This window comes from Klebsiella sp. CN_Kp106 (assembly GCF_040064575.1).
Taxonomy (GTDB): domain Bacteria; phylum Pseudomonadota; class Gammaproteobacteria; order Enterobacterales; family Enterobacteriaceae; genus Klebsiella; species Klebsiella michiganensis.
Window position 1 is genome coordinate 16,751 of the sequence record NZ_JBEAIG010000006.1, and the last position, 22,232, is coordinate 38,982.

A 22,232-nucleotide genomic window follows, 5' to 3' on the forward strand; every position below is an offset into this window, starting at 1 on the left:
CTTACAGCGCGCAGGACACGCAGCCTTCGATTTCGGTACCTTCCAGCGCCAGCTGGCGCAGACGGATGTAATAGAGCGTTTTGATGCCTTTCTTCCACGCATAGATTTGCGCTTTATTGATATCGCGCGTGGTGGCGGTATCGGGGAAGAACAGGGTCAGCGACAGCCCCTGATCGACATGGCGCGTCGCCTCGGCGTAGGTGTCGATGATCTTCTGCGGGCCGATTTCGTAAGCGTCCTGATACAGCGCCAGGTTGTCGTTGGTCATAAACGGCGCCGGATAGTAAACGCGCCCGGTTTTCCCCTCCTTGCGGATCTCTATCTTCGACACGATCGGATGGATGCTGGAGGTCGCGTGGTTGATGTACGAAATAGAGCCCGTCGGCGGCACCGCCTGCAGGTTGCGGTTATAAATGCCGTAGCGCATCACGTCATCGCGCAGCTGCCGCCACATATCGCGGTCGGGCAGGACAATACCGGCACGGGCAAACAGCGCGCGGACTTTCGCCGTTTTCGGCTGCCAGTCGCCTTCCAGGTAGGGGCGGAAATAATCACCGCTGGCGTACCGCGACTGCTCGAATCCGGCAAAACGCGTGCCTTTTTCCCGCGCTATCAGCATCGAGGTACGCAGCGCGTGCCAGGTGATGGTATAGAAATAGAAATTGGTGAAATCCAGCCCCGCTTCGCTGCCGTAGGCAATACCTTCGCGCGCCAGATAGCCGTGCAGATTCATCTGCCCGAGGCCGATGGCGTGCGAAGCGGCATTGCCCGCCGCGACCGACGGTACCGAACGGATATCGCTCATTTCGGACACCGCGGTCAGACCGCGCACCGCGACCTCGACCGTGCGGGCGAAATCAGGAGAGTCCATGGTATGGGCGATATTCAGCGAGCCGAGGTTGCAGGAGATATCCTGGCCGATGCTGGCGTAATCCAGGTTTTCGTCAAAGGTAGAAGGCGCGTTAACCTGTAGGATCTCCGAGCACAGGTTGCTCATATTGATGCGCCCGGCAATCGGGTTCGCGCGATTAACCGTGTCTTCAAACATGATGTACGGATAGCCGGATTCAAACTGAATTTCCGCCAGCCGCTGGAACAGATCGCGGGCGCGGATCCAGCGCTTGCTGACCCGCGCGTCGGCCACCAGTTGTGCATACATTTCGCTTACCGCGATATCGCCGAACGGTTTACCGTACAGGCGCTCGACGTCGTAGGGCGAGAACAGCGCCATCTGCGCATCTTCTTTCGCTAGCTGAAAGGTGATATCCGGAATCACCACCCCGAGCGAGAGCGTTTTAATGCGGATTTTTTCATCGGCGTTCTCGCGTTTGGTATCAAGGAAACGCAGGATATCGGGATGATGGGCGTGCAGATAGACCGCGCCGGCCCCCTGGCGCGCGCCGAGCTGGTTGGCGTAGGAGAAGGCGTCTTCCAGCATTTTCATCACCGGCACCACGCCGGAGGACTGATTCTCGATGCGCTTGATTGGCGCCCCGGCTTCGCGAAGATTGGAGAGCAGAAACGCCACGCCGCCGCCGCGCTTGGATAGCTGCAGCGCCGAGTTCACCGCCCGGCCAATGGATTCCATATTGTCTTCGATGCGCAGCAGAAAGCAGGAGACCAGCTCGCCGCGCTGCTGTTTACCCGCGTTGAGGAACGTCGGCGTGGCGGGCTGAAAGCGTCCGGAGAGGATCTCATCGGTTAGCTGCCGGGCCAGCGCCTCGTTACCCTGCGCCAGGGCCAGGGCCACCATGCAGGTGCGGTCGCCAAAGCCTTCAAGGTAGCGCTTACCATCGAAGGTTTTCAGCGCGTAGCTGGTATAGAACTTCCATGCGCCGAGAAACGTCTGGAAGCGAAAACCGTAGTCCTGAGCGTACGCGAACAGCGCATGAATAAACGAGCGATCGTAGCGGGCCAGCACCCTGGCGTCGTAATAGCCTTCGGCGACCAGCCACGTCAGCTTGTCGTCCTGGCTGGTAAAGGGCACGGTATTCGGCTCAACGTGGTTGGCCATAAACGCCGCTACCGCCTGATGGTCTTTGTCAAACGGGATGCGGCCGTTGCTGTCGTAGAGATTCAGCATCGCGTTGAGGGCGTGGAAATCCGGCGCCTCGGTGGTTATACGTTCTGCGGTTGTCGTTGCCAAAATTCGCTTACTCCTTTACGCACGTTGTCGACATCTTGCGGGGTGCCCATCAGCTCAAAGCGATAGAGATACGGTACGCCGCATTTCTGCTTGATGACGTCGCCTGCCCGGCCGTAGGCCTCGCCAAAATTACGATTGCCCGCGGCGATGACGCCGCGAATGAGCTGGCGGTTATGCGGATCGTTGAGGAAACGGATCGCCTGCCGGGGGACCGCGCCCGCCGTGCCGCCGCCGCCATAGCTGGGGACGATAAGAATGTAGGGTTCGTCTACCTGGATGCGCTCGCGTTCGTTAAGCGGTATACGCACGGCGGGCAGCCCCAGACGCTGGACGAACCGGTGCGTATTTTCGGAACTGCTGGAGAAGTAGACGATCAGGCTCATACGCTGGCCGCTGACGCTGTCGGGCGCAGGCGATTGATCATATCGGGACGGAAGCCGGACCAGCGGGTCTCTCCGGCAATCACCACCGGCAGCTGACGGAAACCCTGCTCGCGCAGCATATCGACGGCTTCAGGGTGGTGGTCGATGTTGATCATGTCGAATTTAAACCCGCGGGTTTCCATGGCCCGTTTAGTGGCATGGCATTGCACGCAGTCGTTTTTAGTGTAAATAGTAATGCGCATGATTCGTATTTCCATTTAAGATAACAGTACGACGTAAAAATTGACGTCGCGTGCTATGGGTTATCGTTGAAGGAAATACTAGATGTAGTTATTTAAAAGTTCAACAACTCAATATATATGGTTTTTGTAAAGGTTAGCCCCCGCGGGAGGATCCGGCGGGGGGCGGGATTTCTTGCCGTAAAATTACAGGCGCATACTCACCGCCAGACGATTAAAGGCGTTCATCAGGCTGATGGCGAAGGTCAGATCGCTGATCTGGCGGGCGCTGAAATGGTCCAGCAGCGGCTGATAAACGGCGTCTTCCGCATGACTTTCGGCGATATGGGTCACCGATTCCGCCCACGCCAGCGCCGCGCGTTCCGCATCGCTGAAATGGGCGCTCACCCGCCAGCCTGCCAGCGCGTCCAGCTTGTTTTGCGCGACGCCGGATTTACGCAGGGCTTTGCTGTGCATCTCCAGGCAGAAGGCGCAGCCGTTGATTTGCGATACCCGCAAATACACCAGCTCGATCAGCGCGCCATCCAGCTCGCTTTTTTCCAGCGCAATTTTGGCCTGAACCAGGGCGTTATAGACTTCCGGGCTCAGTTCATTGTACGGCTGACGTAGTGTGTTCATTTTACTCTCCTCATTAAGACACGAGGAAAATAGCACTATAATGGACTGCATAAGATAGCCATATTGCGATGAAAAAAGCAGACCATGATGGACGGTAAAAAAATTCCGCACTACCAGCGCATTGCCCGACAGCTTAAGCAGGCGATTGAGCGCGGCGAGCTGGCTCCGGGCAGCAGGCTGCCTGCAAGTCGGGTCTATGCTCAGGAGCTTGGCGTGTCGCGGGCGACGATTGAGAACGCCTGGGGAGATCTGGTGGCGCAGGGATGGCTGGAGCGGCGCGGACAGGCGGGGACCTTTGTCTGCGATCGGCTGCTGCCGCAGCAAAACGCGCCCGTTCAGCCCGTCGAGGGCGATGAACCCGCGGCGCCGCTGCCGTTTCAACTGGGGCTGCCCGCGCTGGATCTGTTTCCACGCGGCCTGTGGGCGCGCGTGATGGGTCGGCGTCTGCGTACACAAACGCGTTTTGACCTCGCGCCAGGCGATCCCAGCGGTGAACCGACGCTTCGCCGGGCGATCGTCGATTATTTGCGTCTGTCGCGCAGTATTGAGTGTCGGTCTGAGCAGGTCTTGATCACCGGTTGCTACGCGGCCTCGATGCGCCTTATTTTGCGCACGCTGGCGCGGCCTGGCCAGCAAATGTGGATGGAAGATCCGGGGTTTCCGCTGATCCGGCCGGTAGTGAACGACGAGGGGGTGGCGATCAATCCCGTTCCGGTCGACGACGACGGGATGGATATTCCCTGGGCGCAGCGGCATTACCCGAGTGCCCATTTCGCGCTGCTGACCCCGGCTCATCAAAGCCCGCTCGGCGTGGCGCTATCGCTGGCCAGGCGCAGACAGCTCCTGCTATGGGCGGCGCAGAATAACGCGTGGATTATCGAAGATGATTACGATAGCGAATTCCGCTATCACGGGAAGCCGCTGCCGCCGCTGAAAAGCCTCGACGCCCCGCAGCGGGTCATCTATGCCGGGGCGTTCAGCAAGTCTTTGTTCCCGGCATTACGCGCGGCCTGGCTGGTGGTGCCTGAGCCGCTGGTGGCGCCGTTTCGTGAACAGGCCGCGCTGATGTGCTGTAGCGTGCCGACGCTGTGGCAGCAGACGCTGGCGGATTTTATTCGCGAAGGCCACTTCTGGCGGCATCTGAAGAAAATGCGCGCCAGCTATGCCCAGCGCCGACTGTGGCTTGAGTCGGCGCTGCGGGCGCAGGGATTCACCGTCGTGCCTCAGGCGGGCGGGATCCAGATGGTGGTCAGGGTCGCCGGAGACGATCGGCCTCTGGCGCAGCGCGCCAGACGGGCTGGTCTGGCCGTACAGGCGCTGAGCGACTGGCGGATGGAGACTCGGGGAGAAGGGGGGCTGATAATGAGCTTCACCAACCTGACGTCGGCAGAAATGGCGAATCAGGCTGTGCGTAAGCTTTATGTCGCGCTTTACCCGCAGAGATAACAAAAACCCCTGCAGTGCAGGGGTAGACGCGTATTTGTTATCTTCATGGGTCTGGCTGTTTTATTATCGACGTAAATTCAGCAATACGCCAATAAATACCCCAACGGCAGCTGCGGCGCCAACGCTTTGCCACGGTTTATCGCGCACGTAGCTGTCAGCGCAGCCCATGGCATCGCACGCCGCCTGCTGAACGCGGTTATTGCCGTTAAGCCGCGCGCGGGTCTCTTTCAGCAGCGCCTGCGCTTTTTTACGCGCGGCCTCCGCTTCGTCCTTGGCGTCGCTGCCCCATGATTTCAGCACCTCTTCCAGCGTATCCGCTAATTGGCTGACATCATTATGGATATCTTCAGCGCTCTCTTCTACGTTGTTGCGGTTTGCTCGGTTGGCCATTGGTTTCTCCCTCTATTCCATTGAGTCTATAAGTGTAGGACAAGATTTTGAATTATGCTGTAAATAGCCCTTTATGGAATATTCCGAAAGCGTTGCCTTTAATGAATAAGGTAAGGTTAACGTGCGGTAAAAGATAATGAGGAATGAGTATGTATTTAAGACCCGATGAGGTGGCGCGTGTTCTTGAAAAAGCCGGCTTCACCATGGATGTTGTGACGCAAAAAGCGTACGGCTATCGCCGTGGCGATAATTATGTTTATGTGAACCGTGAAGCTCGTATGGGGCGTACCGCGTTAATTATTCATCCGGCTTTAAAAGAGCGCAGCACAACGCTTGCGGAGCCCGCGTCGGATATCAAAACCTGCGATCACTACGAGCAGTTCCCGCTCTATTTAGCGGGCGATGCTCAGCAGCATTATGGTATTCCACACGGGTTCAGTTCGCGCATGGCGCTTGAGCGTTTTCTGAGTGGCCTGTTTGGCGAAACGCAGTATAGCTGACAAAAAGCGGCTGGCTGAACCAGTCGCTTTTTTGTATCAACTCAGGCTTTGGCCTGCTGATAGGGGCTGACGCGAAACAGGCGGCGGCAGTAGTCGAGGAAATAACCGTACGCTGCGCCCATCATCATCGATACCACGATGTTGGAACTTACCGCCGCGGCGATCTGATGCCAGTCGGCGCCGACAACCAGCAGAATCGCGACGTATACCGGCGACTGGAACGTCACATAGGCCACCACATCCGCAATATTCTTCATCCAGCCGGACGGGCTAATGCGGCGCGCCTGGCGCATCGCGAAATCGCGATAAAAACCGTAAGGCACGGCAATAATAATGTTCACCGGAATCGCCACCAGTCTCGAAGATAACGACTGCTGGAAAGTCATTCCGGAGAGAAAAATTTCGATCATCATGTTCACAACGGTGCAGTACACCACCATCGCAAAGGTGTCTGCTACCGCATGACGCAAGCGGGACTGCGCAGAGAACATTGGTATGCTCCTCGAAAATGAAGTCGATAATGCCAAAAGATTCGCGGTTATTCAGCGTTTTTGGGTGCCTGTTTTGATGTGCGTAGATTATATCTCTGCATTAAAAGAGGCAACTAGCTATAAATTTTTATTTAAAGGCTTTTGGTCGATAAAATACTCTGCGTCAGGCTATTTTTTGTTCGTTACGCTACTTTTGTTCTCTTTACTGATTTTTTTATTGTTTTTCAATTGGTTGTAAAATAAATACGTCATATGGATGAGAGCCAATCCGGGTTGTGAGGGGGGATTTCGCGACAGAATCGCGTAGTGGTGTGAGTTGTGTCACTTTTGGCGTTTTTTACACGTATAAAAGAGGAATGGTAGCATTATATGCTGATTTGTCTGCTGGGTGGGCATTCGGATTTTTTGCATGACTATTCTATAAACGCCCGTAGCGCCCTGCGAGGCGCAACCGTAAATATACGGATAACCTGCTGAGCATACAGGTAATAAGATAAAGACGTTGCCTGGCGAATAGTATTATTTGCAAAAGAATTTATTCAGTTTGATAATTTCGCTTTTATCGATTTGTTTGCCTTATTAATTGCTAAACATTTCCGGTGCTATATCAGGAATTAGTGAAAGGCTGGAAATACATTATCATATCAATTAAACTAGCGCCGTAATCTTTGTTTCATTTGCTATTTGGGAATTTTTTGAATTATATGTCATTACTATTAGAGAAATTGAATAATATCCGTTCACTTCGCGCCATGTCCCGTGAATTCTCCATTGACGTGCTTGAAGATATGCTGGAAAAGCTAAGGACCGTCACTGAAGAAAAACGCGCTGAAGAGCAGGCGGCTCAGGCGCTGCGCGCAGAACATCAGGAAAAAATAAATACCTGGCTGGAATTAATGATGGCTGACGGCATTACCCCTGAACAATTAGCGGGCCACAACAGCGCCTCCCCTAAAGGGAGCAAAAAGCGCCAGCCGCGTCCGGCTAAATATCGTTTTACCGACCATACCGGCGCCGAGAAAACCTGGACCGGGCAGGGACGTATGCCGAAGCCGCTGGCTAAAGCGGTGGCTGAGGGAAAATCCCTCGATAGCTTCCTGATCTAATATTGAAAACGGTGGGGAGACCCACCGTTATCGTTAGCCGGCTTAATCAGCACACGCCAAAATCGCCGTCTTCTTTATAAACCGTCACATCGGCGGCCTTCAGCGTATATTTCTCACCCTGCTCGTTGCTTGCCTGAACGGCAATAATGCGATCGTCCTGGACTTCAACGACTTTAAGTTTTGGCCCACCCGCGCGCGGTTGTACCAGGTCACCGACTGAAAACATACTGCTTCTCCTGTGTGCTGATGAATCTTTTTGCTGACATAACCATAGCTCAGCAAAAGCGTTACCAACAGTCTCTCAAAGAGGTAGAGGCTAGCGACGGTTCCAGGGCATCAAAGCCAAAAGACGCGCCATACCGCAAAACCCGGTAATACCGGCAAAGGTTAAGCCGGCGCCGACGAAGGCGCTAAGCAGAAAAAAGCCGCTGCTGAAAGCATAACCTAAAGCGACGCCAAGCAAAATCAGGGCGCCGGCGACGATCTGTACCTGACGCATAAGCGGCAGCGGCTGTGATTTATCCTCTTTCACCGGCAGACCGGCCGCTTTCCACGCCTGAATTCCGCCAGCCAGCAGCTTTACCTGCGCCGGTGCGGCGGCCTGCGCCAGACGGGCCGCGTTATTTTGGGTGCGCGATCCCGCCTGACAGTGAAAAATAATCGTCTCTTCGGGACTGGCGTGCAGCGCTGCGCCATTCGTCAGCGTCGCCAGCGGCACGAGCTCCGCTCCGGGAATATGCTCGCGGGCGTATTCATCGGCATCGCGGATATCGATCAGCCGGCCGCCCCGGGCGACGAGCGCCTGGGCTTCGGCAGGCGAAAGAGTAGCAATAGGCATAAAGGCTCCTTAAGGACAATAGATTGACTTCAGCGCGGCGACGATTTGCTGAACCGCTGGCCGGGTAATGAAGTAGTGAATGCGCTGCGCCTGACGTTCGCAGCCGATCAGGCCTTCATCACGCATCCGCGCCAGATGCTGGGAAGTTGCGGAGGGGCTCAGCCCGGTTATCCGCGCCAGTTCGCCGGCGCTGGTGCCCGGCGCATCGCATAGCATGCACAGAATCAATAGCCTGCTGGGATGGCTCATGGCTTTCAGCAGCGCGGCGGCTTCGCCGGCGCTGGCCTGTAGCTGTTCGGGAGTATTCATTTATTTTAGTCTTTTCTAAATTTAGTAAAGTCTAAAATAAAAAAGCGTATTACGCCAGCAATGGATGCCGCTGTGGCTAAACAGCGTGGCCAAAACCAGGACGATTCTTGAGCGCCGGGTTAAGCGTAACTTAAGCCAGGGTGGCGATAATGACGGAAATAAGACTGTCGCGAGCTACCGCCATGAACGCACTGGAAACCCTTAATCAAAGCGCCTTTTTAGCGCTGAACGCATCGCCCGGCACGCCGGAGGCGATCCTGGCACTGGCACGTTTTTCAGCGAGCGGGATCATCTTTGTGGTTCCGGCCATTCTGCTCTGGCTGTGGTTTTCCGGCGGGCGGCAGGGTCATCGGCAGGCGCTGTTTTGTACCTTGAGTATTCTGATCGCGCTGGGATTGGGATCGATCTGCGGAATGCTGCTGTTTCATCCGCGGCCGTTTATGATCCCGCTCGGCCATACCTGGATAAATCATCCGGCGGATAACTCTTTCCCGAGCGACCACGGCACGGTGATGTTTAGCGCCGCGTTTGCACTGCTCTCGCTGCGCTCACGCGCCGCGGGGCTCTTTCTGCTGCTGGCGGCGCTGCCCGTGGCCTGGTCGCGGATCTTTCTTGGGGTTCACTTTCCGCTGGACATGGTGGGGGCGGCGTTGGTTTCAGCCTGCGGCGTCTGCGTCGCGAAGCTTATCTGGTCGGGCATTGGGCACCGCTTAACCTCCCTGTGTGAAGCGATAAGCAGACGCCTGTTCGCCTGGCTACCGCCGCGCTTCACGCCCTGAGCGAATCAGAAGGCTATGCGCTATGGCTTCCGCGACGGGCCGCACGGCGATACAGCGTACTGCGCGCGACGCCTAACGCCTGCGCGGCCTTACTGATGTTGCCGTTATAGCTTGCCAGCGTGTCGGCAATCAGCTGCGCATCGTGCTGCTGAAGCCCGCGCAGCGGGCGGGCGGCGGGCGGGCTTCGATACTCCTGGGGCAAATCATCTATCCCCAGCGTTTCACCCTCTTCGGCGAGGGCCAGCAGTACCCTCAACACACTTTGCAGCTGGCGGACGTTGCCCGGCCAGGGATGAGACGTCAGGTGTTGCACAACTTCCGGGGCCAGCGCGATGCGACGCTTTTCTCCGCCCAGCTCGCGCCACAATCGTTGGATAAACCCGGATAGTTCAGGCCATTCGCGCAAGGGCGGCAGCGTTAAAGCAAACTCACGCAGGCGGTAGAGCAGGTCTTCGCGGAAGGTCCCTTCCGCGACGCGCTGCGCCAGATTGCGGTGGGTGGCGCAAATCACCGCGAAATTAACCGGCGAGCTCTGGCTGGCGCCAAGCGGCGTGACCTCTTTCTCCTGTAAGATCCTCAGCAGCCGGGTCTGAAGCGTTAACGGCATATCGCCAATCTCATCAAGAAACAGTACGCCGCCGTCGGCTTCGCGAATCTTGCCGATGTAGCCGTTTTTGTTTGCGCCGGTAAACGCCCCGGGCTGGTAGCCAAACAGCTCGGATTCAATCAGTGATTCCGGCAGCGCGGCGCAGTTGATGGCGACGAATTTGCCGCCGCTCCAGCGGCTGTGCCGATGCAGGGTACGGCTGACGTACTCTTTGCCGCAGCCGGTTTCGCCTTCGATACACAACCCAATCCCGGCGTTAAGCAGGCGCAGCAGCTTTTCGCCTTCGCGCTGGCTGGAGAAAGGCAGCTCGAGGGTGGGGCGCGCGGTCACCGCCACGCCAGCGGTCACGGGAGCGCGTAGACGGTAATAGTAGTTTCGATCTCCGGCGACGAGCGGCAGCGGTACGCTGACGGCGGTTTGCCGCAACTGCGGAAAAAGCTGCTGGAAGGTGAGGTGGCCGAACCGATCTGCGTTAAGTGAGAACTCGCGCATCGCCAGCCGGTTAGCCGCCATCAGCACATTGTCGGTAAAGACCAGCAGACATTCGTCGACGCCGTCGAGCTTTTCCAGCTGAGGATGCAGGCTCATCAGCCACTGTTGCGGATGCAGACTCTGTTTAACCCACAGATATTCTATCTGCTTCGCGGCGCCTTTTACCCACGCCAGCGTGCGGGCGTGCGGGTACCGGGCCGGGCCGGAGATATCCAGCACCCCGGCTATTTTGCCATCGGGACTTTGCAGCGGCACGGCGGCGCAATAAAGACCCTGGTTACTGGTCAGAAAATGCTGGCGGCCATCGATTTCGCAGCTGTCGTCAATCGCCAGCGCGGTGCCAATGGCGTTGGTTCCGCGTCCGCTTTCGCTCCACAGGTTGCCCGGCGCTAAAGCGAAGCGCTGCGCTTTCTGCATGGCGTGCGTATCACCAAAGGTTTGCAAAACCAGACCGCTGGCGTCAGAGAGAACCACGACGGATTGCAGAGCGTTGACTTTGCGGGATAGCTCATTAACGACCGGCTGGGCCAGCGTTTGCAGGCGGCTGTGTCTGGCGAGCCTGTCGGCCAGTTCGCTGGCGTGCAGGCGAGGGAAGTCATCCGTGGCGGGGTCGAGGCCATAGCGCTGGCTACGGCACCAGGAGTCGCTGAGCAGCGGGTTCGCTTCGATCTCTGGCGTCAGGGCAAACGGATTTCCTGGCACGGGACACCTCGTCGTTTAATTTGTGTTGCAATATTGTAGCTATATGGTTTTCGTAGTGTTGCGATTTGCGACACATAAGAGAGATTCTGTGCGACAGAAAGTGACGTGACCTATCTAATTTATTGAAAATTAATTTCTTTTTTAAAATATAAAAAATGGCATAACCCCTGCAATAGACGAGAGACGCAGCGAGCCGCCGTACAAAACTAATATGCCGCTGCCCTCAACCCTACATGAAGGAGATTCGCGATGCGTTATGCTCATCCTGGCACACCGGGCGCTTTGGTTTCACTGAAGTCAGCCTACGGTAACTTTATTGACGGTAAATTTGTTGAACCCATCGGTGGAGAATTCTTTATGAATACCTCCCCGGTCGACGGTAGCAACATCGGGCAGTTTCCGCGTTCTGATGCCAAAGATATCGACTTCGCCCTTGATGCGGCGCACCGGGCCGCCGACGCCTGGGGCAAAACGTCGGCTCAGCACCGCGCTAATCTGCTGCTGCAGGTTGCCGACCGTATTGAGGCCAACCTGGAATATCTGGCGGTAGCGGAGAGCTGGGATAACGGTAAGCCGATCCGCGAAACCCTCAACGCCGACCTGCCGCTGGCGGTCGATCACTTCCGCTATTTCGCCGGCTGCCTGCGCGCGCAGGAGGGAAGCACGGCGGAGATTGATGAAACGACGGTGGCTTATCACTTCCATGAGCCTCTCGGCGTGGTCGGACAAATTATTCCGTGGAACTTCCCGCTGCTGATGGCCGCCTGGAAGCTCGCTCCGGCGCTGGCTGCGGGCAACTGCGTGGTGCTGAAACCGGCAGAGCAGACGCCGCTCAGCATTACATTGCTGCTGGAGATTATTGGCGATCTGTTCCCGGCGGGCGTCCTTAACGTGGTTCAGGGATTTGGCAAAGAGGCGGGTGAAGCGCTGGCAACCAGTAAACGCATCGCCAAAATCGCCTTTACCGGCTCAACGCCGGTAGGCCGCCATATCATGGCCTGCGCGGCGGAAAACATTATCCCCTGTACCGTTGAGCTGGGCGGTAAATCGCCGAACATCTACTTTGCCGACGTGATGGAAGGAGAAGAAGAGTATATCGAGAAGGCGGTTGAAGGCCTGGTTCTGGGCTTCTTTAATCAGGGTGAGGTCTGCACCTGCCCGTCCCGCGCGCTGATTCAGGAGTCTATTTACGAGCCCTTTATGGCGCGGGTCATGGAGAAGGTGGCGCAAATTCGCCGCGGCGACCCCTTTGATACCGATACGATGATCGGCGCGCAGGCGTCGCGTCAGCAGTTCGATAAGATCCTTTCCTATATTAAGATCGCTCGCGATGAAGGCGGAAAGATCCTGACCGGCGGCGAACGCGCCAGCATCTCTGCCGAACTGGATAACGGTTTCTATATTCAGCCGACGCTGATTCAGGGTCGCAACGATATGCGCAGCTTCCAGGAGGAGATCTTTGGCCCGGTTATCGGCGTCACCACCTTTAAAGATGAAGCCGAGGCGCTGGCTATTGCAAACCAAACCCAGTTTGGCCTTGGGGCCGGGGTGTGGACGCGGGATACCAACCTGGCTTATCGCATGGGGCGCGGCATTAAGGCCGGTCGGGTGTGGACCAACTGCTATCACATCTACCCTGCGCACGCCGCGTTCGGCGGCTACAAACAGTCCGGCGTAGGGCGCGAAACCCATAAGATGGCGCTCAATGCCTATCAGCAGACGAAGAACCTGCTGGTGAGCTACGGTACCGCGCCGCTGGGCCTGTTCTGATCGTCCCTGTCAGCTATTTATTTTAGGATAACCCGCAATCTTCAGCATCGATTGCGGGTTTATTATTCCACAAAGAAAGTATTGTTATTCATCTTTCCTCTCCGGCTTTCAGATGAAATACACTTGTCATCAATATCTCCTGCTTATAATGACTCGCGTGATTATTGTTTATTCGACAACGAAAATAAGATAAAAGCCAATCTAAGATTTATCCTAATATTCTATAAAAACCCAGTCCGCTCACAGAATTATTGCCGAAAAATCGCGGTGAAATTAGGGGTGATTGTTAAATTACACCGCCTGATGTTGCTTTTTGATGTTATTGCATCGTGATTTTTGGTTGCATTAATTAACAATGCGCATAATGTTTTTAATATTATCTTTATATGTAAAATAAAACAGCATTTCATTAACATAACAAAATATTGCGATTTGTAATCGGTAGGGATAGTATTTATTTGTTACCTTAATAAAGGGTTTATCAATTTCGCCGAAGAACTTCTTTTTATCAAAATAGCCAATTAAGCAGCTTATTTTTGCTGCCTGATGTCCTGCGGACGGAACGCGAATATTATTAACATGGAGGATCTGCACGCAGATTTGCCCGGGGCTTAATCCCTCGCGCGCAATCTGTCGAAAATATAAGTTAGAGATGAGATGAATAATGAAAACGCAATTTCGTATTATGGCAATGTTTGTCGGTGCTCTGGTGTCCGCTAGCGCATTATCCTCGCCTTCACAACCCGCCAGATCGGCAATGACCGTTAACCCCGGTTCTAATGCGGGCACGCAGGGGACGGGTGGGCAGGTCGAATTTACCGGATCGATTACCGATTCCTCCTGTAATGTTGATAGCACCAGCGCAAATCAGAGCGTCGATCTGGGGAAATGGGCGAGCAGCTATTTTACCGGCGCAGGTTCTGAAACGACCAAAACCGCCTTCCATATCAAAGTGAAAGATTGTCCTTCTACCGTTACCACCGTCTCGGTGCTGTTTGACGGTACCCGCGATACCAACAATAGCGATCTGCTGGCGATTAACGGTACCGCAAGTGGGGTAGCGATAAAGCTGTATGAAGATGATAAGTCGACGCCGGTTGATCTCGGCGCCGTCTCACGCGGCCACAGCGTTACCGCTGGCGCGAGCGGCGCGGCAACGGGTACCGCCGATCTGGAATTCTTTGCTGACTATGTCTCAACCAGCGCGGTTTCCGCCGGTTCTGCCAACGGTACGGCCAACTTCAATATGGTTTACAACTAATACCCTGGAAGCGGGTAAAGCTGCGGTTATTCATGGCTTCCCACGCCGGGTAAGCCGCCAGCCGCCGCCGCCCGGCTGAAATAGGGTCGGCATAATTAATGCAGATTATTTATCAGCTTCAGGCAGTGATACCCGCTTTTATTATTCCCGGACGGTAGTCATTATGAAACGAACGATCGCCGCGATAGCCTTTTTATTGCTATCAACTGCGGCACAGGCCGGTATTGTCATGGGAGGAACCCGTGTTGTTTATCAGGAAGGGAAACGTGAAGCCGCAATATCGGTCACCAACGCTGATACTCATTCACCTTATCTGGTGCAATCGTGGGTAGAAAACTATACGGAAAACAATAAAAGCCGGGTGCCTTTTATTGTGACGCCGCCGCTTTTCCGTCTCGATCCTGAACAGCAGAACGTATTGCGTATTAACTATATTGGTGGAACGCTGCCCACCGATCGCGAATCCGTTTTTTGGCTCAATGTGAAAAGTATTGCACCAACGAAACAAGATGAAGTGAACAAGCTTCAGGTCAATATTAAATCAAAGTTTAAGATCTTCTATCGCCCGAATGGTCTGGCGGGCGAGCCTGACGATGCATGGCGCAAGCTGACGTTTAACATTGAAGGTTCCAGGCTGGTTGCCCAAAACCCGACGCCCTATTTTGTCTCCTTTTTTGTTATTTCGGTTGGCGGTACAGATATTCCGCAACCCGGCATGATTGGCCCCTTTGATCATAAAGCGTGGCCGATTACTCATTCCGGGGTAGTTAAATGGCGCGCCATTAATGACTTCGGTGGTATTACGGATTACGCGCAACAGTAATTAATTTGCTTCGCCTGGTCAGGATATTGTGAAAAATAACACTTCGGATATGACTTCCGTTTATTCGGCGATCGCGGCGCCAACCGGCGGGATTTTATTATTGCCGACGGCGCTTTTTCTGCTGTACCAAAGCGGTATCGCGCGGGCGGAGGACTACTTTGATCCGGCGGCATTAGAATTTACTAATCCGCAGCAAAAGACCGCTGATTTACACTATTTTGCTAAAGCTGGCGGCCAGCAGCCCGGGACATACCCGGTCAGCATTTGGGTGAATAACCAGGAGATAGCCCAGGGCGAGGTGACATTTGTCGACAGCAACGGCGAACTGCGGCCGCAGTTAACCCCGGCGCAGCTGGCGGAATATGGCGTCAACGTCAGCGCTTTCCCGGCGTTTAATACCCTGCATGAGGGAGAAACGTTCACTCGCATCGAGCGCTACATCCCCGATGCCAGCAGCCGTTTTGATTTCGCCACTCAGCGTCTGAACTTAAGTATTCCCCAGGCGGCCATGAACGCCCAAAGCCGCGGATACGTGGATCCGGCACGCTGGGATGATGGTATCCCGGCGGCGTTTGTTAACTATAACCTGACCGGGTCGCAAACCCGGCAGACGGATGACAGCAGCCGCTCCAGCTACCTGAATCTACGCAGCGGGGTTAACCTTGGCGCCTGGCGCCTGCGTAACGTCTCGTCGATGGAGTATGACCGGACCCGGCGCTGGAATTCTCAGAGTACCTGGCTACAGCGCGACCTGAAGTCACTCAAAAGCCTGCTGCGGATGGGCGATACCTTTACGACCGGCGACGTTTTCGACAGCGTGCAGTTTCGCGGCGTTCAGCTGATGTCCGATGATGAAATGCTGCCGGATAGCCAGCGCGGCTTCGCCCCGACGATCCGCGGAATGGCGCACAGCAACGCCAAAGTCACCATCTCCCAGCATGGCTACGTTATCTATGAAACGTTCGTCTCGCCGGGAGCGTTTGCGATAAACGACCTCTATCCAACGGCGCAAAGCGGCGATCTCGAGGTGCAGGTAAAAGAGAGCGATGGTTCGGTGCGGACCTTTACCCAGCCCTTTTCAGCCGTCCCGTTTATGCTGCGGGAAGGACGCGTGAAATTCAGCCTGAGCGCCGGACGCTACCATTCGGAGCAGAGCCAGGCGCGCTCGCCGACGTTTTTGCAGGGTACGCTCTTTTATGGGCTACCGGCTGAATTCACGCTCTACGGCGGTAGCCAGCTGGCGCAGGATTACCAGTCATGGGCGCTCGGCGTCGGGCGCGGTTTTGGCGAGCTCGGATCGCTTGGAGGCGATGCGACATGGGCGAACACCACGACGCCGTCGGGAAAGCGCTCGGCCGGCCATTCGGTACGGGTGCAGTACCAGAAGGATTTTGCCGGCACCGGCACCTCATTTAGCCTCGCCAGCTATCGCTACTCCTCAGGCGGTTATTACGACTTCAGCGAAGCCAGCGCGCTTGAGAGCCGCAATGGCCTGCTGGATAACAAGCGCAGCCGCGAAGAGGTCTCCCTTTCTCAGGCGTTTGGCGGTATGAGCAGCCTGGCGATTTCCGCCTGGTCGCAGGAGTACTGGCACCGCCAGAGCCGCGATGAAACGATCCATCTCGGTTTTTACAGCGCCTGGCGAGGCGTTTCGTGGGGCGTGGGTTATTACTACACCCAGTCATCCGATCGCCAAAAAGACGATCGCTCGTGGTCCTTGAACCTGAGCATTCCGCTTGGCGGCCCGCTGTCCGAGAGCGCGGTTAGCTACAGCACCACCTCCGACAATAGCGGACGCACCTCGCAGCAGGCGTCGCTGTACGGTTCGCTTCCGCGCAATCCCAATCTCTACTACTCCCTTCAGCAGGGCTACGTTAACGGCGGCCAGGGCAGCAACAGCAGCGCATCGCTCGATTACCACGGCGGCTATGGAACCGCGCAGCTCGGCTATCGCCGCGATAGCGCAAGCCATCAGCTGACCTGGGGCGCATCGGGGTCCATCGTCGCCCATCCTCATGGCGTGACGCTGGGTCAGACCGTCGGCGAAAGCTTTGCCATCGTACGCGCGCCGGGAGCCGCCGACGTGGCAATTCAGAACGGCAGCAACGTGCATACCGACTGGCGGGGCTATGCGGTGGTGCCCTCGCTGACGGCGTATCGCAAAAACATCATTACGCTCGATACCGAATCGCTGGCCGACGATGCCGATGTTGAACTTGAAGGGCAGACGGTGATCCCCGGCGGCGGGGCGGTGGTGCAGGCAAACTATCAGACCCACATCGGCAGCCGCGTGCTGTTTACCCTTCGCGATAGCCACGGCCCGCTGCCGTTCGGCGCCAGCGTTCGCTTGCGTAAAGCAGAAGACGATCGGGGCGCGGCGCCGGGCGGCATGGTGGCGGATGGCGGGCAGGTCTATCTGAGCGGTATTCCGCAAGAAGGGACGCTCGATGCCGCCTGGAACACCGACAATATCTCACGGAGATGCGCGCTGCATTTCCATCTTACCGATACCGTACAGCAGGGGCAGAGTCCGGTTAAAACCGTCTCTGGCCTCTGCCAGTAGGTCTGCACAGAGGTGATTTTGCGCATAGTATCGTTTTTATTCCTGCTGATGGCGGGGATTTATAGCCACAGCGGCTGGGCGGAAACCTGCAGAGGAGATATCGGCCAGATGACCGTGAACGTCCAGAATATCAAGTACCTGCCCACGCTGCCGTTGAATACCCAGATGACCGGCATGATGGCGGATAACGGCAGCGGGATTCATTTCTCCTGCGATCTTCAGGTGCCGAAAGCGGCGGCAAAGCGTCTGGTTTATCGGCAGCTAAAAACGGCCTCAACGCCGCTGTCAATCGGCGGCCAGCACGTGTTCCCCTCAGCGCTGGACGGCATAGGATACTCGCTGGGCTTCCAGTGCAGCGGCGGCGCCGTTCGCTTTATTGATGGCAGCCATGCGGCCGGTAATGGGGAATCCGTGACGGTTTGCGACAGCAATGAGATGGCTAACCTGCTGAACCAGCAGCAGATTGTGGTGAAAGTCTTTGTGACGTTTTATAAGACGGGTAATGTCGCCCTGGTCAGCGGCAACCACGCAAACGTTCCGGCGCAGCCGCAGATTGGCGAACTCACTATCCAGCAGCAGGCCGACAGCCGCAGCGGTTTTGTCGCCAGCTCGCCGGTCACGCTCGATATGGCGGCGCTGAATGTCGATATCGGCAGCAGCGGCAGCTGTCAGGTTTCAACCGCGAATATTCACGTTAGCCTTGGCACGGTAAATAAAGCGGAGTTTAAGGGCAAAAACACCACCGGCGGCGTCGCGAAGCGCTTCTCCATACCGGTCTTCTGCTCCACGCCAACCGATATCCGCATCGGCTTTTTTGGCGTCACCTCGCCATCCGGGGGAACGGATACTCTGGCGCTAAGTAAAGCAAACGCCTCCGCGAGCGGTGTGGGCGTCAGGCTCACCTACGGCAATAACAGTGCCCCAGCGCCCGCCGCCGGAACCGGCGTCAAAATCAATGAGGCCAGTAACTTACCTGTACTCAAGCGGATTACCGCCAGCAGCGCGGGGGCGGCGGAAAATATCAACTTTAACGCCCAGTACGTACAGACGGATGACGCGGTAACCGCCGGTACCGCCAATAGCATGGTGACATTTGCGCTGGAGTATAACTGACCGTCGCTTTCGCGCTGTCGCTCACAAAAAAGAGAAGTCATAACGATTTTTCGCACGGCGAGCGGATCGGTACGCTATCAATGATCGAGAGATTAAGCGGCTGTCCGGGAATATTTTTGTGCGGGAAAATCGATAATGAAAATCGCCTTTGGGGAGCTTAAGCCACTATTGCAGGCGCAGCGGATTTTTGTCGGCGGGCAGACGCTGGCCTGTAGCCACGCCTTTTACCGTGACGACCTGCCGATTGAGATACCGGAAAACTTAGCCACCGAGGCCTATACCACCTACTGGGGGCGCTGCGGCGAACGGCTGGCCTCGCTGGGCGCCTTTAGCTATACGCGAACCCTGCTGCCGGCGCTGATTAACGTGGGGCGCTACACGTCGATTGCCGATCGGTTACAGGTGCTCGGCGACCGACATCCCCTGGAGTGGGCCAGCGCCAGCCCGGTGTTTTATGCCCATCATTCCGGCGTGATGGCGACGCTGGCCGCCGATAGCGGCAGGACCAACCAGTTTTATCCTTTTGCAAAAACGCCCCGGTCGATAACCATCGGCAACGATGTGTGGATTGGCCAGAATGTCACCCTGGCGCAGGGGATCACTATTGGCGATGGGGCTGTCATTGCCGCCAACGCGCTGGTGGTCAAAGACGTCGCACCGTACGCCATCGTCGGCGGTAATCCCGCGAAGATCATCCGCATGCGCTTCAGCGAGGCGATTATTGAGCAGCTGATGGCGCTACGATGGTGGCGTTACTCCGCCCAGGATATTGCCGGGTATCCGGTTAATCAGGTTGAGCGCTTTTGCGAGCAGCTCGCCGGGCGGGTGGCCGAAGGAACGATGCCGCCTTTCTCGCCGCCGGTATTGACGGTATCCATGATTAAAGATTTTATAAACAATAAACAGCATCCGCTGCGCAGCGCGGTGTAATCATAAACGGTTCACATTTGAACAAGGATATAACGATGAAGTTGAAGTCAGGTCTTGTTTTCGTCATCGCTGCCGTCGCCTTTGGCGCCCAGGCGCGCGACATGAACAGCATTCAACAAAGCGGTGAACTTAAAGTCGGCGTCCCGGGGGATTACGCGCCGCTGGCGTTTCATAATAAAGCCGGGGAGCTGGTGGGCTACGATGTTGATATGGCGAAAGATCTCGGCAAGCGGCTTGGGCTAAAGGTGAGCTTTGTGACGACCAGCTGGCCCACGCTCTCCGCCGACCTGAAGGCCGATAAGTTTGATATCGCCATGGGCGGGGTGACGGAAACCGCAGCGCGGGCGAAAGATTTCGCGTTAAGCCAGCCGGTGGTGCCGAACGGCAAGATTGCGCTGGCTAACTGCGCGGCGGCGCCGGCGCTCGGTAGCCTGGAAAAAATCGACCAGCCAAACGTGAAGGTGGTGGTGAATCCGGGCGGCACCAACCAAAGCTTTGTCGATGAACATATCAAACAGGCGCAGATTATTCGGGTGAAAAACAATATCGATAACCTTGAAGCGCTGCGGCAGAAAACGGCGGATATGATGGTGACCGACCTGATTGAGGGCGTCTATTACGAGAGCAATGAGCCGGGCGTGTTTTGCGTGGCCAATGAGCAGCCGTTCCCGGGCACCGCCAGCTTCAAAGTCTATATGATGAATAAAGATAACCCGCAGCTGCTGGACAAGGTTAACCAGTGGCTGGCCAGCCAGGACAAAAACGTGCTGAAACAGAAGTGGCGCATTCATGACCAGCTAAAACCATAAAGCAATAAAGGTTTTCTATGCGGGGGTGGCGGAAGATATTCAGCGTATCGGGTTTTCCGCCAGCACATCGTGAAGCAGCCAGTCATAAAACACCTTCACTTCCGGGCGCATGACCGCATGCTGGGGCGTCACAATATAGTAGGACCAGGTGAGCGGCCAGCGGCGGGCCGGGTGTAGCTGAACGAGCTGGCCGGTGGCGAGGAGCTGTTGTACCAGCGCCCGGCGAACAATAGCGACGCCGCGCCCGCTGAGCGCGGCCAGGATGACCGCCGACGTTGAGTTAATATGCAACCCGCTATCGCGCGCCGTTGGCGCCTGAGCGGCCTCCAGCACTTCCGCCCATGATGGAAAGCTGGCGCCGGGATAGGGCGTATCATCATGAATCAGCTTTTGCGCCGCCAGCCACTCGCCGCAGGCGGTTTTGTCTGCCGGGACGATTCGCGGGCTGCACACCAGCACCGCTTCTTCATCCATCAGCCAGGTTTTATCGACCCCGGGCCAGTCGCCGCGACCGCAGCGTACCGCCAAATCCGCTTCGCCGTGGGCCACATCCATCAGCTTTTCCGTAACGTTGAGACGCAGGTCGATATTATCATAGACTTCAGAGAAGCGGTTTAAGCGCTCCATCAGCCAGTTCATCATCAGAACCTGCGAGGCGGTAATCACCACCACGGAACGCGCCCGGCGGCCGCGAAGCTTATTCAGTCCGCTCTCCAGCTTATCCAGCCCCTGAGTAATATCCTGCAGCGCCGCCTGCGCTTCGCTCACCAGGGTGAGACGCTCTTTACCGCTACGGGTACGGTGCAGCAGCGGATGGCCGACCCACTCTTCCAGCGCCCTGACCAGCTGCCCGACGGCGGCGGGCGTCACGCCCAGCTCGCGCGCCGCACCGGTAAAGCTGCCGTGGCGGGCGGTGGCTTCAAACGCGTGAAGCCATTTCAGTCGGTTAAGCGAACGCATGGTGAATATCCCTCAGTGAATTTGCGTCTCAGTATAGGTCATCAAGATAGATTTTCTTTGTCGTTGGGCTATTTCTTCTCATTCGTCAGCGCGCTGCAGGAAAGGCATGCTTAGGCTACACAAATCAAGCGTGAAGAGGTGAATGATGAATACGGCGTTTATGGGAAAAAAACTGTTAGTGGTTGGCGGGACCAGCGGTATGGGGCTGGCGACGGCCAAACGGGTGGTGGAGAATGGCGGCAGCGTGGTGCTGGTGGGCAATCGTCGGCAGAAGGCCGAACAGGCGCGTCAGGCGCTGGCGGCAGCGGGGAAGGTGGATGTTATCGTCGCTGACCTGACGAGCGAAAGCGGTATGCAGCAGGTTATGGCCGCTATTAACGCGGAACATCAGGATATCAGCCTGCTGGTCAACGCCGCCGGCGTTTTCTTCCCGAAGCCGTTTATCGAACATGAAATGGCTGACTACGATCGGTATATGCATCTCAACCGCGCGACGTTTTTTATCACCCGCGAGGTGGTGCGCAATATGCTGGCTAATGGCATCAAAGGTTCGATTGTGAATATCGGCTCGATGTGGGCGCAGCAGGCCATCGGCGCAACGCCGTCGTCAGCCTACTCCATGGCGAAAGCGGGTCTGCATGCGCTGACCAAAAATCTGGCGATTGAGCTGGGCGGCAGCGGGATTCGGGTCAATGCGGTATCGCCGGCGGTGGTGCATACGCCGATATATGAAGGGTTTATCCCTAAAGAGGATGTGAAGGATGTGATGAACAGCTTTGACGGCTTCCATCCCATTGGCCGCGTCGGCACGCCTGATGATATCGCGCAAACCGTGGCGTTTCTGCTCAGCGATAGCACCCGCTGGGTGACCGGCGCGGTTTGGGATATTGATGGCGGCGTGATGGCTGGTCGTCATGCCTGATTACGTTCATTATGTCAGTCAGGGTATTGGCATAA

Annotated in this window: 23 protein-coding genes; 12 read left to right on the plus strand and 11 right to left on the minus strand. The window is 56.3% G+C overall.

Going from position 1 to position 22,232, the window contains the following annotated elements; translation table 11 throughout:
- Position 1 precedes the first annotated feature (1 nt).
- From nrdE to ABLU96_RS04845, 4 genes are all read right to left on the minus strand, one after another.
- Positions 2-2,146 carry a class 1b ribonucleoside-diphosphate reductase subunit alpha gene (gene nrdE, locus ABLU96_RS04830; RefSeq protein WP_032720441.1) on the minus strand — a complete coding sequence of 715 codons (2,145 nt, stop codon included), beginning with the start codon at positions 2,144-2,146 and terminating at the stop codon, positions 2-4.
- Entirely contained in the window at positions 2,119-2,529 is a 411-nt protein-coding gene (gene nrdI, locus ABLU96_RS04835; protein WP_004104769.1) for a class Ib ribonucleoside-diphosphate reductase assembly flavoprotein NrdI, read from the minus strand. The genes nrdE and nrdI overlap by 28 nt, the downstream gene beginning before the upstream one ends.
- On the minus strand, positions 2,526-2,771 hold the full coding sequence (nrdH, locus tag ABLU96_RS04840; protein ID WP_064406075.1) for a glutaredoxin-like protein NrdH: 246 nt from the start codon (positions 2,769-2,771) through the stop codon (positions 2,526-2,528). Before nrdH ends, nrdI begins: the two co-directional genes overlap by 4 nt.
- Before the next feature lie 183 nt (positions 2,772-2,954).
- Complete coding sequence (locus tag ABLU96_RS04845; RefSeq protein WP_004853446.1) at positions 2,955-3,386, minus strand: carboxymuconolactone decarboxylase family protein; 432 nt, start codon at positions 3,384-3,386, stop codon at positions 2,955-2,957.
- An 87-nt stretch (positions 3,387-3,473) separates the two neighbouring features.
- Between ABLU96_RS04845 and ABLU96_RS04850 the strand changes: the two genes are divergently transcribed.
- A complete protein-coding gene (locus tag ABLU96_RS04850) occupies positions 3,474-4,832 on the plus strand; it encodes a PLP-dependent aminotransferase family protein (RefSeq protein ID WP_064406077.1) in 1,359 nt (452 codons plus the stop codon).
- Between the two features lie 63 nt (positions 4,833-4,895).
- On the opposite strand, the gene ABLU96_RS04855 is transcribed toward ABLU96_RS04850, so the two are convergent.
- Entirely contained in the window at positions 4,896-5,222 is a 327-nt protein-coding gene (locus ABLU96_RS04855) for a DUF883 family protein (protein WP_004123945.1), read from the minus strand.
- A 149-nt stretch (positions 5,223-5,371) separates the two neighbouring features.
- On the opposite strand from ABLU96_RS04855, the gene ABLU96_RS04860 reads away from it, so the two are divergent.
- Positions 5,372-5,722 carry a DUF2002 family protein gene (locus ABLU96_RS04860; protein ID WP_004123942.1) on the plus strand — a complete coding sequence of 117 codons (351 nt, stop codon included), beginning with the start codon at positions 5,372-5,374 and terminating at the stop codon, positions 5,720-5,722.
- Between the two features lie 41 nt (positions 5,723-5,763).
- Here ABLU96_RS04860 and alaE read toward each other — a convergent pair whose 3' ends face one another.
- Positions 5,764-6,213 (minus strand): L-alanine exporter AlaE, encoded by a 450-nt coding sequence (gene alaE, locus ABLU96_RS04865; RefSeq protein WP_014839290.1) that lies wholly within the window; start codon positions 6,211-6,213, stop codon positions 5,764-5,766.
- A 704-nt stretch (positions 6,214-6,917) separates the two neighbouring features.
- On the opposite strand from alaE, the gene stpA reads away from it, so the two are divergent.
- Positions 6,918-7,319 carry a DNA-binding protein StpA gene (gene stpA, locus ABLU96_RS04870; RefSeq protein WP_042945891.1) on the plus strand — a complete coding sequence of 134 codons (402 nt, stop codon included), beginning with the start codon at positions 6,918-6,920 and terminating at the stop codon, positions 7,317-7,319.
- A 46-nt stretch (positions 7,320-7,365) separates the two neighbouring features.
- Here stpA and ABLU96_RS04875 read toward each other — a convergent pair whose 3' ends face one another.
- The 3 genes from ABLU96_RS04875 to ABLU96_RS04885 form a co-directional block, all read right to left on the minus strand.
- Positions 7,366-7,545: a hypothetical protein gene (locus tag ABLU96_RS04875; protein ID WP_042945889.1), complete on the minus strand. Its 180-nt coding sequence runs from the start codon at positions 7,543-7,545 to the stop codon at positions 7,366-7,368.
- A gap of 90 nt (positions 7,546-7,635) precedes the next feature.
- Positions 7,636-8,157, minus strand: a complete 522-nt coding sequence (locus ABLU96_RS04880) for a rhodanese family protein (RefSeq protein WP_014226492.1) — start codon at positions 8,155-8,157, stop codon at positions 7,636-7,638.
- 9 nt (positions 8,158-8,166) lie between these two features.
- The gene (locus tag ABLU96_RS04885) at positions 8,167-8,466 is read right to left on the minus strand and encodes a metalloregulator ArsR/SmtB family transcription factor (RefSeq protein ID WP_014226491.1); all 300 of its coding nucleotides are present in this window, start codon (positions 8,464-8,466) and stop codon (positions 8,167-8,169) included.
- A gap of 182 nt (positions 8,467-8,648) precedes the next feature.
- On the opposite strand from ABLU96_RS04885, the gene ABLU96_RS04890 reads away from it, so the two are divergent.
- Positions 8,649-9,245, plus strand: a complete 597-nt coding sequence (locus ABLU96_RS04890; protein ID WP_025107295.1) for a phosphatase PAP2 family protein — start codon at positions 8,649-8,651, stop codon at positions 9,243-9,245.
- Positions 9,246-9,258: 13 nt separating this feature from the next.
- On the opposite strand, the gene ABLU96_RS04895 is transcribed toward ABLU96_RS04890, so the two are convergent.
- Positions 9,259-11,046, minus strand: a complete 1,788-nt coding sequence (locus tag ABLU96_RS04895; protein ID WP_025107296.1) for a sigma-54-dependent Fis family transcriptional regulator — start codon at positions 11,044-11,046, stop codon at positions 9,259-9,261.
- A gap of 249 nt (positions 11,047-11,295) precedes the next feature.
- Between ABLU96_RS04895 and ABLU96_RS04900 the strand changes: the two genes are divergently transcribed.
- The 7 genes from ABLU96_RS04900 to ABLU96_RS04930 all read left to right on the plus strand — a co-directional run bounded on the left by ABLU96_RS04900 (position 11,296) and on the right by ABLU96_RS04930 (position 20,315).
- On the plus strand, positions 11,296-12,816 hold the full coding sequence (locus tag ABLU96_RS04900; RefSeq protein WP_004853428.1) for an aldehyde dehydrogenase family protein: 1,521 nt from the start codon (positions 11,296-11,298) through the stop codon (positions 12,814-12,816).
- A gap of 664 nt (positions 12,817-13,480) precedes the next feature.
- Positions 13,481-14,077: a fimbrial protein gene (locus ABLU96_RS04905; protein ID WP_014226488.1), complete on the plus strand. Its 597-nt coding sequence runs from the start codon at positions 13,481-13,483 to the stop codon at positions 14,075-14,077.
- Between the two features lie 163 nt (positions 14,078-14,240).
- Positions 14,241-14,900, plus strand: a complete 660-nt coding sequence (locus ABLU96_RS04910; protein ID WP_033836968.1) for a molecular chaperone — start codon at positions 14,241-14,243, stop codon at positions 14,898-14,900.
- A gap of 28 nt (positions 14,901-14,928) precedes the next feature.
- On the plus strand, positions 14,929-17,463 hold the full coding sequence (locus ABLU96_RS04915) for a fimbria/pilus outer membrane usher protein (protein ID WP_064406080.1): 2,535 nt from the start codon (positions 14,929-14,931) through the stop codon (positions 17,461-17,463).
- A 48-nt stretch (positions 17,464-17,511) separates the two neighbouring features.
- Complete coding sequence (locus ABLU96_RS04920) at positions 17,512-18,576, plus strand: fimbrial protein (RefSeq protein WP_049103470.1); 1,065 nt, start codon at positions 17,512-17,514, stop codon at positions 18,574-18,576.
- Positions 18,577-18,711: 135 nt separating this feature from the next.
- Positions 18,712-19,506 (plus strand): CatB-related O-acetyltransferase, encoded by a 795-nt coding sequence (locus ABLU96_RS04925; RefSeq protein WP_064406082.1) that lies wholly within the window; start codon positions 18,712-18,714, stop codon positions 19,504-19,506.
- A gap of 35 nt (positions 19,507-19,541) precedes the next feature.
- Complete coding sequence (locus ABLU96_RS04930; protein WP_049103465.1) at positions 19,542-20,315, plus strand: transporter substrate-binding domain-containing protein; 774 nt, start codon at positions 19,542-19,544, stop codon at positions 20,313-20,315.
- A gap of 39 nt (positions 20,316-20,354) precedes the next feature.
- Here the strand turns inward: ABLU96_RS04930 and ABLU96_RS04935 are convergent, their stop codons facing one another.
- On the minus strand, positions 20,355-21,275 hold the full coding sequence (locus ABLU96_RS04935) for a LysR substrate-binding domain-containing protein (protein ID WP_064406085.1): 921 nt from the start codon (positions 21,273-21,275) through the stop codon (positions 20,355-20,357).
- A gap of 145 nt (positions 21,276-21,420) precedes the next feature.
- Between ABLU96_RS04935 and ABLU96_RS04940 the strand changes: the two genes are divergently transcribed.
- Positions 21,421-22,197, plus strand: a complete 777-nt coding sequence (locus tag ABLU96_RS04940; RefSeq protein WP_025107304.1) for an SDR family oxidoreductase — start codon at positions 21,421-21,423, stop codon at positions 22,195-22,197.
- The last annotated feature ends 35 nt before the right edge of the window (positions 22,198-22,232 follow it).

Excerpts from the sequence above, each read along its gene's own strand:
- nrdI (WP_004104769.1), bottom strand. The coding sequence starts at position 2,529 with ATGAGCCTGATCGTCTACTTCTCCAGCAGTTCCGAAAATACGCACCGG.
- nrdH (WP_064406075.1), bottom strand. The coding sequence starts at position 2,771 with ATGCGCATTACTATTTACACTAAAAACGACTGCGTGCAATGCCATGCC.
- ABLU96_RS04845 (WP_004853446.1), bottom strand. The coding sequence starts at position 3,386 with ATGAACACACTACGTCAGCCGTACAATGAACTGAGCCCGGAAGTCTAT.
- ABLU96_RS04850 (WP_064406077.1), top strand. The coding sequence starts at position 3,474 with ATGGACGGTAAAAAAATTCCGCACTACCAGCGCATTGCCCGACAGCTT.
- ABLU96_RS04855 (WP_004123945.1), bottom strand. The coding sequence starts at position 5,222 with ATGGCCAACCGAGCAAACCGCAACAACGTAGAAGAGAGCGCTGAAGAT.
- ABLU96_RS04860 (WP_004123942.1), top strand. The coding sequence starts at position 5,372 with ATGTATTTAAGACCCGATGAGGTGGCGCGTGTTCTTGAAAAAGCCGGC.
- alaE (WP_014839290.1), bottom strand. The coding sequence starts at position 6,213 with ATGTTCTCTGCGCAGTCCCGCTTGCGTCATGCGGTAGCAGACACCTTT.
- stpA (WP_042945891.1), top strand. The coding sequence starts at position 6,918 with ATGTCATTACTATTAGAGAAATTGAATAATATCCGTTCACTTCGCGCC.
- ABLU96_RS04875 (WP_042945889.1), bottom strand. The coding sequence starts at position 7,545 with ATGTTTTCAGTCGGTGACCTGGTACAACCGCGCGCGGGTGGGCCAAAA.
- ABLU96_RS04880 (WP_014226492.1), bottom strand. The coding sequence starts at position 8,157 with ATGCCTATTGCTACTCTTTCGCCTGCCGAAGCCCAGGCGCTCGTCGCC.
- ABLU96_RS04885 (WP_014226491.1), bottom strand. The coding sequence starts at position 8,466 with ATGAATACTCCCGAACAGCTACAGGCCAGCGCCGGCGAAGCCGCCGCG.
- ABLU96_RS04890 (WP_025107295.1), top strand. The coding sequence starts at position 8,649 with ATGAACGCACTGGAAACCCTTAATCAAAGCGCCTTTTTAGCGCTGAAC.
- ABLU96_RS04900 (WP_004853428.1), top strand. The coding sequence starts at position 11,296 with ATGCGTTATGCTCATCCTGGCACACCGGGCGCTTTGGTTTCACTGAAG.
- ABLU96_RS04905 (WP_014226488.1), top strand. The coding sequence starts at position 13,481 with ATGAAAACGCAATTTCGTATTATGGCAATGTTTGTCGGTGCTCTGGTG.
- ABLU96_RS04910 (WP_033836968.1), top strand. The coding sequence starts at position 14,241 with ATGAAACGAACGATCGCCGCGATAGCCTTTTTATTGCTATCAACTGCG.
- ABLU96_RS04920 (WP_049103470.1), top strand. The coding sequence starts at position 17,512 with ATGGCGGGGATTTATAGCCACAGCGGCTGGGCGGAAACCTGCAGAGGA.
- ABLU96_RS04925 (WP_064406082.1), top strand. The coding sequence starts at position 18,712 with ATGAAAATCGCCTTTGGGGAGCTTAAGCCACTATTGCAGGCGCAGCGG.
- ABLU96_RS04930 (WP_049103465.1), top strand. The coding sequence starts at position 19,542 with ATGAAGTTGAAGTCAGGTCTTGTTTTCGTCATCGCTGCCGTCGCCTTT.
- ABLU96_RS04935 (WP_064406085.1), bottom strand. The coding sequence starts at position 21,275 with ATGCGTTCGCTTAACCGACTGAAATGGCTTCACGCGTTTGAAGCCACC.
- ABLU96_RS04940 (WP_025107304.1), top strand. The coding sequence starts at position 21,421 with ATGAATACGGCGTTTATGGGAAAAAAACTGTTAGTGGTTGGCGGGACC.